Raw genomic sequence first — 9,558 nt, 5'->3', positions numbered from 1 at the left:
CCCTTTCACTTTAATATAAGTTTCATCGACTCTCCATGAATCATTTGTTGTTTTAAGATGATGTCGTACTTTCTCTTCTAATTGAGGTCCATATTGGTGAACCCATCGTATAATCGTTATGTGAGCTATGGATAAGCCTCGTTCCTCCATTTACGGAAGCTCAAATTGTACCGTAGGTACCACCTGTTAATAAGATGAGTTCCGGCTGATAATGCTTCCATTTGAACAAATTTTCCTTTTCCATATCGATCACACACCTTTTTCTAGAGTAATACTATCAGTATGTCCAAGTTTAGGAGATTACTTGCAAAAGTTTTAGAGTTTTTGCACCAGAACCGTTCATTCCGTAGGTGGGCTTTATCTTTTCTTGTATTTTGTGAACTAACAATCTGGTGTATATAGACGACTCTGTGTTATAGGCTGTGTTTACATCTATAACAAAGGGGTAATACGAATAGATTCGTATTAAATGAAAATGGTTCAAGTCGGAGGAAGCCACCTTAGGGTGTCTTTTCTTTATTTTCTAAAGGACCTGCTTGCTTCTGCTAAAAAAAACAATCAGAAAAGACACTCATAAGAGTGTTTTTTCTTTATGAAAAACCCCCACACAATGTGCAAGGAAAAGTGTAAGCCTTTCAGTTGGATGAATACCATCAAAATAATGCATTTATTCTTTACTAGCAAAAGACCATCTATTTCCGTAGATGGTCTCTGCCTCTTCAGCTTTATTGTACATATTTAAATTATACTGCTAATCGCATACTATATTGTTATGCAATTATGCATTAATTCTATTTTTAATATAGTAATAGTGAAAAATATCTATACTAAACTTTGGGAATATTTTGCATAAACATTATCAATTTACTGTATATTCCGTCAATGTTAAGCTATAAGTGTAATATATATCTGTTTGAACCATGTCCCCTAATACAAGGTTTGAATAGTCATCTCAATACGCGAGAAAAAACAAAGAAAAGGCACCTTAGGGTGTCTTTTCTTTGTTTTCTAAGGACCTGCTCATATATTATTTAAAAGCATAAAGTAATGTGAATCCGTTAAAATACATGAGTGACCCCTTGTTTTCTCCTCTTATCTAAAGGAGGAACTATTATGGGCTTTGGTGGTAGTTGTGACGGCGGCTTTGCTGGAGGATTTGCTTTATTAGTTGTATTATTTATTTTATTAATCATAGTTGGAGCTGCTTGCTTCTGCTAAAAAACAATCAGAAAAGACATTCTTATATGGGTTCTGGTGCAAAAAGATAATGAAGAGTAAAAAGAATGAGTCATTCCTAACGGAATGACTGTTTATGCGGTAAGACCAAAGAGAATATTAATCAGTTGTATCTGCTTTTGGACAGACTTTCCCCCATGGAAAATCTGTCCTTTTCTTATCATATGCATAGCTTCTATTCCAACAAGTGTTTTGGTTACTGTGTGAAAAGATTGAAATCCTAGCATATACTGGACTCGTTTTTTGATAAATCGGTGGTCTTGTTCCACTATGTTATTGAGATATTTCACTTGCCTTAGTTGGATGCCTAATGGCATCTTTTTTTCTTTTCTCAATTCTTCAACTGCTATAGGATAAGCTGGATTCTTATCGACTGTCACGACACGAGGCTCAGAAATATGAAAAGACTGCAAAGCTTTCTTGAAGAATCGCTTTGCAGCCTTGTGGTTTCTTGCTTTGCTTAGGTAAAAATCGATGGTATTTCCTTTCAAATCGACAGCATGATACAGGTACATCCATTAATCTTTGACCTTCACATACGTCTCATCAACTCGCCAAGAATAATTGGTTGTCTTAAGATGACACCTTAATCGCTCATCTAATGCAGGGCCATATTGATGAATCCCGCGCATGATGGTTGTATGAGCAATAAATAGCCCGCGTTCTTCCATCATTTCGACTAAATCACGAAAACGGAGGTTGTATCGTAGATACCATCTTACGGTTAATAAAATAATATCAGATTGATAATGTTTCCACTTGAATAGATTTTGTTTTTTCATACTGATCACGTCCTTTTTAGAGTACTAGTATCAGTATGTCCAAGTTTGGGAGATTACTTCCAGATATTTCGAATTTTTTGCACCAGAACCGTGATTCTTACCTAGAAAATTTAATTACTCGGAAATTATCTCCTTGTATATTTCTAATATCTAAGGCTTCTCTATCGTTAGTATGTCCTGTTAAATAAACAGTTTCTGAATCCTTTTTTACTACAAACATTGCATGATAGTAACTTCCTCCTGATTTTTTTTGAAGTTGTATAACATCTCCAACTTCAATATCTCTCATAATATTTAATTTATCTGGTGTAATTACTTTTTGAGTTTTACTCCAAAAGGTATAAAAATCTTCGACGTTTATCCATGTGCTAGATTCAGTAAAAATATTATCTCCTTGTTTTTTGCTGTACCAGTAATTTTTATTTGAATCAATTCCTGAAGGTTGTATAGTTGATGGAAGTGTTTCTTTTATTCCGCCAGCTTTTAGAATTTGAGAGACATAATTCATACAATCATTTGGATCCCATTTTGCATAATCAGGATTCCTATTATTCCACCAGTTATTTACATAATCTAATGCATTTTTTATATTAAGTTGTTGATTTTCATTTAAGTTATTAGTAGCTAATTCATCTTGGCTTTTTTGATAATTATCTATTGTTGATGCTAAAGCAATTGTACTGTCTAGCGGATTTTGAGTGACCAAAATACCAAAAAATAATGTTGTGCACATTATTTTTTTCTTAAATTTCATACAAACCTCTCCTTACTGTTGATTTTTTGAATTTAATTATATTGTGTTAGTGATATCGCGTACATTTTATATAATTAAGAGATTCCTTTGTTTTATTTTTTTAATAGGCTATTTATGTTAATCCGAAATAAAATTTATTAAATACGGGTTATTTTTATATCCTACAATAAACCTAATATTGTAAATTTTTCTGCAAATTAACGGAGAAACCTTTTAAAAAAAGTTGAGAAACAATTGTTATAAATAATAATCCATTTAATTCTATTATAATTCCTCATAAACATTATTTTGGGGTTCAGCCGCACATCCATCAACTTAAGGATTTGGACTATTCTTGAAGTTAAAAGCACGTTACCATTCTCTTATATTAATGAGAAAGGGTGACGTGCTTCTTATGAATATGCATCAAAAGGTTCTGTTGCAGAGTTTCTTAAGAGATAAAAATTTAGGTTGAGCACAATTGAATCTCAAGCAATTGTAAGTAACTTTTGCAATTCATTGTACGTTGAAAAACCGCAGTTTGGTCGCAAACGGCGGTTTTGTTTATATATAGCATGAATGGTTTCGATTCCTTTCAAGGTACGTGAAGCATGACGAAGATTTTGAAATCCTGCTGATTGGGAAAAACGTCGCTTGATATGGTTCCTTTATAGTTACCAAGATATTCACAAAGATGGAGGTTATATGGATGGCTTCAAAAAACGAGCTGAATCTCAAACTATCATCAGAATCACAGTTATCTTCTCCTGTATTTAAACAGGAAGCATATGATATATATAAAGAATTGCGCGAATATCACCCTGTTTACCCTTTATCTTCAGGAGAACAGAGTCAAAGTTGGTTGATTACGAGATATGAGGACGCAAACTCTTTATTGAAAGATGCAAAATTAATGAAAAATATTGAAAGCGTATTCAGTAACAAAGAAGAAGTGGACGTACCTATTTCATTAGAGAATAGAGAACTTTTAAGAAATCATATGCTGAATTCAGATCCCCCTGATCATAACCGTTTACGATCACTTGCTCAAAAGGCATTTACCCCTAAGGTGATCTCACAACTTGAAGGTCAAATTCAATATATTACTGATACTTTATTAAATAAATTAGAACATAATAATTCTATAAACCTTGTAAGTGACTATGCTTTCCCCTTACCTATTATGGTGATTAGTGAAATGTTAGGTGTTCCTCTTGAAGATCAGCATAAATTTAAAGTTTGGTCACAGGCAATTATTGATACTCCACATACGTTAGAAGACATGTAGAAAAACAATCAAAAGTTAGGAGAATTTGCTTAATATATACAGCATTTAGCTAATAAAAAAAGAGAAAAACCTGCTGACGATTTAATCAGTGCACTAATAAAGGCGGAAAGTGAAGGAACGAAATTAAATGCATCGGAGTTATATTCGACAATTACGTTGCTTATTGTTGCTGGACATGAAACAACAGTAAATTTAATTACAAATATGACATTGGCCTTGCTAGAGCACCCAGTTCAGTTACAAAAACTTCGTCAAAATTCGGATTTAATCGATTTAGCAATTGAAGAGGCATTACGGTTTTACATCCCTGTTGAATTAACGACTTTACGTTGGACAGCAGAAACATTTACAATGCATGGACAAGATATTCAATCAAAAGATAGAATTATTATATCATTAGCATCTTTTAATCGTGATGAAAAGATTTTTCCAAACGCGGATGTATTTGATATTACAAGAAAAAACAATCGTCATATTGCATTTGGCCATGGTAGCCACTTTTGTCTTGGTGCATCACTCGCTCGTTTGGAGGCAAAAATTGCAATTTCTTCATTATTACAACATATTCCAAATATACAGATGCAAGGTGAAAGAGAGCAAGTAAGATGGAAATAAAACTATCTCATGAGGTCATTAGAAGAATTGCCTCTAAAGTTTTAACTCATATTTGTTTCGCTTTAACCCAATAGCTGCCTCACACCCAAATACAATTGGAAAACCATAAAAAATAACTTTTCGCAAGATTAAAAAAAGAGCCTTAATAAGGCTCTTTTTTAGTCTATTTATTAACTTTTTTCATTTTACTTACAAAAAGACTAATTATACCGATAGCTAAAAATGAATAACCCATTGGTAGTAAATAAAATGGTTCCACAAGAGTACCATCCGATGCAACTTTAGATCCGATAGTATTATAACTAACTACACACGCTATCCCTAGGATAAATGGTATTAAAGTTAAAATATATTTTTTCATTTTAAAACCTCCATATGTAAGGATTATTTGATACAAAATAAGTGATTTATAAGTTAGTAAGGTTGAAGCGACTCCTTAATAAATTGTTTAATTATAAAGGATAAAATCCCAGCAATTATGCATGTAATGCCGCCTAAAAACTGTCCTATTCCAGTAAGCTTGTCTAAAAATGATTCATATTTTTTCGTACTATATATACCCCATAATACTAAGAATACTCCAAAGAGTATAAATGCTACTTTTAAAATCATCGTATGGTTACCTCTGTATAATATATTTTTTTATGAATGTATTTCTTATACTTTTATTATCACATTGAAATAATAGTTAAACTATCTAATAACCTTACATCAAGGTGACACTGTTGTAAGATTTCACAAATAAAAATATAAAAAGACTCCTTCATATATAGGGGTAGCACCACATTTTCATCAAGCTAAAGTTATGAAGTACCCCCAAAACGAAAATTTTTATCTCACTACAATTATTTATGACCATTCAGCTCATTTTTTTCGTTTTGGGGTATTTGCTTTTCTTAAGTTGATGGGCATGTATAGTGACCCCTAGTACAAATTCGAAAACATGAATCATCATCATATTTATTAAATGCATCTAGAAATTCATATAGGATTTTTGATCAAACTTTTTACAAACGGTTAAACTTTGTTTTAAACGTTACAACTTGCTTTTAAAATCACACTAATATAAATTAAAAGAAAACTGTCCAAAAAAGGAAAAAATATTTTTTTAGGGAGTTGATGTTTAAAGAACTAAATAAAAAGCTTTGCGAGATCTTTCGCAAAGCTTTTGTAATAGTACGTATTATAATAGTAGTTTTCGTATTTCTTCTGTACTGAGACCTGTGAATTTCGCAATGTCTTCTAATGGCATACCATTTTTATGCATACCACGAATTAATTGAATTTTCCCTTTTTCAATACCTTCTTCTAATCCTTCTTCTCGAGCATGAGCTAACTTAGCTTGTTCATCTAGAAGTAACTTTTCACGAGCTTCATAAGCTGTTCGGAAAGAAGAGTCATGGCTCATATTTTCCCACTTATTCATCGCCTTTTGTAAAATTGGATCTTGATTCATCGCAATCTCCTCCAATGTTTGAGTTAAATGTTCATCTTCATGTGCTGGTAGTAATAACATCCAGCGAACAAATGCATTTTCCCATGGATTTACTTTTTCTTCACGCCATTGTTTGACCAATTTTGGAATTTCCACAAAATGAATTTCAATATCATCACTTAGTATCTGTTGCTTTTTGGGATTCCATAATTGTCCTATGGTGTGAAATGAATCATCCTGGGAGAACAATATAAAATCTAATAAGTTAATGGTAATTGTTTTCCGAAGTGAACGATACGGCATCCCTTCTTGCATTTGGGATGTATAGAGTTTACTCCAATAATATAAAGATCGTTTTACCATATCATGTGTATTGCGAAGCTGTATCTCTATATTCACTTGCGTTCCATTGTCTAATGTTGCTAATAAGTCTAAAATGGATAATTTATCATCTTCATAAGCTTTATGAAGATGCGGGTCTTCTAATTGTAGATATGCAATAGGTGCCTCTAAAGATTCCTCTAAAATAGCATTCAAAAAGCCAGTTAAAATTTCTTCGTTTCCCTTCGTTCCAAATAACTGTTTAAAAGCGAAATCAATTCGTAAATTTACTAATTTTGTGGACATGGGTTTCCTCTCCCTGTCTTTCTTTTCTTCTTATTATTTTATAATGTAATTCTTTATATAAGCAAATGTTACTTTTACATTGTAGCTCCAATTCATCACAGTACACATCTAACTCCGTCAAACAGTTTTGTAGATCCGCTTCAAAATCAATTTCACGAATTATGTTATCTACCTTTTGTTCTAAATCTGGAATTGTGGTGTAAGGAACATAAAATATATATTCTCCTGAACGTTGTTCCATATTGTATTGTGATATGAGAAAGGATTCGATATTCTTTCGAACTTTCCCCTTTCCTCGTACAAATTTATTATTATTTTCCACACGTAACAACATACGAATAGTGGCTGTTTGTTCTTTAGCTTGTTCGTCTTGTTCGGTTTACTTATTTTTTCGGGTTCTGGTGCAAATACTTAGGAAAGATATAAAGAGGCAAAAAGTTTCCTAGTGGAATCTAGTCTTAAGCAGCAATTCCAGTTTCATCAATCAGATTTCTATGTATGGAAATGCTAATGTAGAATTGTACCTTGGATTTGAAAAATCACAAAATTAGTGGGAGGATTTCATATTGGATCACTCATTGATGCGCAGTGACAATAAAGTTGTTTAAAAGCAAATAAAGTTATTTAAAAAGATGGTGTGAAATTTCAATTAACACCATCTTTTATTTATATGTTGTATTATAAAAGTATGAAATTAATGCTTCTGTTGATTGGCATAATGTATAATAGCGTTATATAAAAATTCAGCTAAGTCTTCATTACTAAATTGATTTATATAATTTTTGAATCGATTATCAAATTTATACGTATTTGCAATACATGTCAACATTTCAGAGTCACATACAACAGATTGTTCGAGATAACTTTTCCATTCAACAATTAATTGCTGTACTTCATCGGAAGTAGGTGATTGATTAATATAGGAAGCAATTTTTCTAAATACTCTTTCCATGTTTTGTTCGAATTCATGAAATAAGTTCGCTTTTTCACTAGGAGAGAGTTTTTTCAGTTTCCCCTCAAATTCTTTGTATTTTTCTGTTTCTCCATAGATAAATTTTGCTTCATGAGCATATTGTTCTTGTAATGGTAAAATGGATGAATTATTAAAAATATTTAAATTGTAGATATCCTTTCCTGATACATATTCATCCACCGCAGTAATAATTGTTTCTAAACGTTGTTTTTTTAACAATAAAGTTTGGTTATGCTTCTTTAATAATTGTTGCTGTTCTTCTCTCGTGAGTTTCAAAATATCCGCAATTTCCTTTAGAGAAAAGTCCATTTCCTTAAAAAATAGAATCTTTTGAAGTTTCGCTAAACTATTCCTATCATAGAGTCGATAACCATTTTCTGTTAAGTAAATTGGCTTTAATAAATTTATTTTATCATAATATTGTAAGGTTCTTTTTGTTATGCCTGTAATTTGGACAATATCTTTAACCGTTAATAATTGTTTCTTCATCCCAAAATCCTTTTATTTCATCTAATATTAGATTGGCAGGAATTATTGTAGCTTCAAAGATATTTTTACCTGTTTTTTCTAAATAGTATTTAATTAAATAGTATCCACAGGCATAACCAGCAGCATAAGGCATATTGACTGGCATATAGTTTTGAATTTTTGCTAATTCGTCACCATAAAGATACGGTGCAATTTTATCAAATTCTGTTAATTGTAATTGTTCCTTGAGCACAGGTTTAATATGTCTATTAAGCATTTCCATAGTTGTTTTCGATACCCAAGGACCGAGTAGATCTTCTCCAAAAATAGAAGTAGCAAAGTTTTCTGCTAATCCTTCACTAACAATTAATTCACCTAAAGTGACAGTATGGTCCCATTGAATAAATTGATATCGAACATTATGATTACATTCATGTGCTAAAGCAGCTTTCATTCGAGGTATTGTGTATTCATTTGGCACAAGTGTACACAAAATATATCCAGGGATACCTCCATCACCACTATATCCTTCATTTAACATTAATGAAGGGCTATTTGAATCCCCTAATAGAATCGTGAATAAGTAATCGGATACATGAAGGTTCACATCATGCTCTCTAAATAAATGAAGGCTTTTCCTAACAGCTTCTTTACACTCAAACCAAAAAGAATCAGACGAAATCAATTCTAATTCTGGTGTAATCTCATTTGTAATCTGAGTAGGAGAAATGCTCATTATATTATTCAATGTAATAACATCAAAACCATTTGGCTCCTCAGTTTTAAAAGGAACATGTTGAATTTCCCATTTCCCCATAAACGGAGCCAACATTTCTTGTCTGTATAACTCAACCTTTTCCTCTTTTGGGGCTTGTAAAATTTTTCGATATATTTTATCTGAGCGTAATGATTTTATATTCATTTCTTTCACTCCTTATTTAATATAGTTAAAATTATGCACTATGACGTAGCGTTATAGTCAAGGGGGTTAACTAAAAAGGTTCTGTTGCAAAGTTTTCTACATGAAGCTACACTCTAGAAAACAGGATCTAGGAGAATCAGACATGAGATATTTTAAAGGAAAACAATTCAAGAAAGATATTATTTTAGTAGCCGCCCTGTACTACTGCCGTTTTTCTTTAAGTTATCGCGATGTCTCTGAAATCCTGAAAGAACGTGGTATTTCAGTTCACCCAACAACCATCATGCGATGGGTTCATGAATATGGCAATCTCATCTATCAAATTTGGACAGTGAAAAATAAATCTGCAAGATTATCTTGGCATTTGGATGAGACTTATATCAAAGTTAAGGGAGACTGGCGTTATCTCTATCGTGCAATTGATAAAGATGGACACACATTGGATATTCAACTTCGTAAAAAACGGGATCATCAGGCTG

Annotated in this window: 8 protein-coding genes and 5 pseudogenes; 3 read left to right on the top strand and 10 right to left on the bottom strand. The window is 32.2% G+C overall.

The genetic code is table 11. From position 1 onward, the window contains the following. Nucleotides 1–244 (bottom strand): annotated as a pseudogene (locus C564_RS35885) (IS6 family transposase); the annotation flags it as partial. A gap of 869 nt (nucleotides 245–1,113) precedes the next feature. On the opposite strand from C564_RS35885, the gene C564_RS35880 reads away from it, so the two are divergent. After that, a complete protein-coding gene (locus C564_RS35880) occupies nucleotides 1,114–1,218 on the top strand; it encodes a YjcZ family sporulation protein (RefSeq protein ID WP_018768055.1) in 105 nt (34 codons plus the stop codon). Between the two features lie 92 nt (nucleotides 1,219–1,310). Here C564_RS35880 and C564_RS35875 read toward each other — a convergent pair. The 3 genes and pseudogenes from C564_RS35875 to C564_RS37935 form a co-directional block, all read right to left on the bottom strand. Next, a pseudogene (locus C564_RS35875) lies at nucleotides 1,311–2,018 on the bottom strand (IS6 family transposase). 97 nt (nucleotides 2,019–2,115) lie between these two features. Beyond that, a complete protein-coding gene (locus C564_RS0130285) occupies nucleotides 2,116–2,772 on the bottom strand; it encodes an amidase domain-containing protein (RefSeq protein WP_018768052.1) in 657 nt (218 codons plus the stop codon). Between the two features lie 467 nt (nucleotides 2,773–3,239). Next, nucleotides 3,240–3,413: pseudogene (locus C564_RS37935) on the bottom strand (IS6 family transposase); the annotation flags it as partial. Nucleotides 3,414–3,460: 47 nt separating this feature from the next. Here C564_RS37935 and C564_RS33995 point away from each other — a divergent pair. Next, nucleotides 3,461–4,654, top strand: a pseudogene (locus tag C564_RS33995) (cytochrome P450 family protein). 163 nt (nucleotides 4,655–4,817) lie between these two features. Here the strand turns inward: C564_RS33995 and C564_RS0130275 are convergent. The 6 genes and pseudogenes from C564_RS0130275 to C564_RS0130250 all read right to left on the bottom strand — a co-directional run bounded on the left by C564_RS0130275 (nucleotide 4,818) and on the right by C564_RS0130250 (nucleotide 9,079). Next, nucleotides 4,818–5,015, bottom strand: a complete 198-nt coding sequence (locus C564_RS0130275; RefSeq protein ID WP_018768049.1) for a DUF3955 domain-containing protein — start codon at nucleotides 5,013–5,015, stop codon at nucleotides 4,818–4,820. 53 nt (nucleotides 5,016–5,068) lie between these two features. Beyond that, nucleotides 5,069–5,266 (bottom strand): hypothetical protein, encoded by a 198-nt coding sequence (locus tag C564_RS0130270; RefSeq protein WP_018768048.1) that lies wholly within the window; start codon nucleotides 5,264–5,266, stop codon nucleotides 5,069–5,071. A 571-nt stretch (nucleotides 5,267–5,837) separates the two neighbouring features. Further along, entirely contained in the window at nucleotides 5,838–6,716 is an 879-nt protein-coding gene (locus C564_RS0130265) for an Rpn family recombination-promoting nuclease/putative transposase (RefSeq protein WP_018768047.1), read from the bottom strand. A 79-nt stretch (nucleotides 6,717–6,795) separates the two neighbouring features. Beyond that, nucleotides 6,796–7,095 (bottom strand): annotated as a pseudogene (locus tag C564_RS0130260) (recombinase family protein); the annotation flags it as partial. 315 nt (nucleotides 7,096–7,410) lie between these two features. Continuing rightward, nucleotides 7,411–8,178 carry a MerR family transcriptional regulator gene (locus C564_RS0130255; protein ID WP_018768045.1) on the bottom strand — a complete coding sequence of 256 codons (768 nt, stop codon included), beginning with the start codon at nucleotides 8,176–8,178 and terminating at the stop codon, nucleotides 7,411–7,413. After that, on the bottom strand, nucleotides 8,153–9,079 hold the full coding sequence (locus C564_RS0130250) for a DUF2268 domain-containing protein (RefSeq protein WP_018768044.1): 927 nt from the start codon (nucleotides 9,077–9,079) through the stop codon (nucleotides 8,153–8,155). The genes C564_RS0130255 and C564_RS0130250 overlap by 26 nt, the downstream gene beginning before the upstream one ends. A 142-nt stretch (nucleotides 9,080–9,221) precedes the next feature. Here C564_RS0130250 and C564_RS0130245 point away from each other — a divergent pair. After that, on the top strand, nucleotides 9,222–9,558 hold a 337-nt coding region (locus C564_RS0130245; RefSeq protein ID WP_018767725.1), incomplete at its 3' end, for an IS6 family transposase.

Origin of the sequence: Bacillus sp. 105MF (genome assembly GCF_000374885.1) — a bacterium.
Taxonomy (GTDB): domain Bacteria; phylum Bacillota; class Bacilli; order Bacillales; family Bacillaceae_G; genus Bacillus_A; species Bacillus_A pseudomycoides.
Note: the sequence above shows the minus strand (reverse complement) of the source record. Positions and strands in the feature narration are given on the sequence as shown.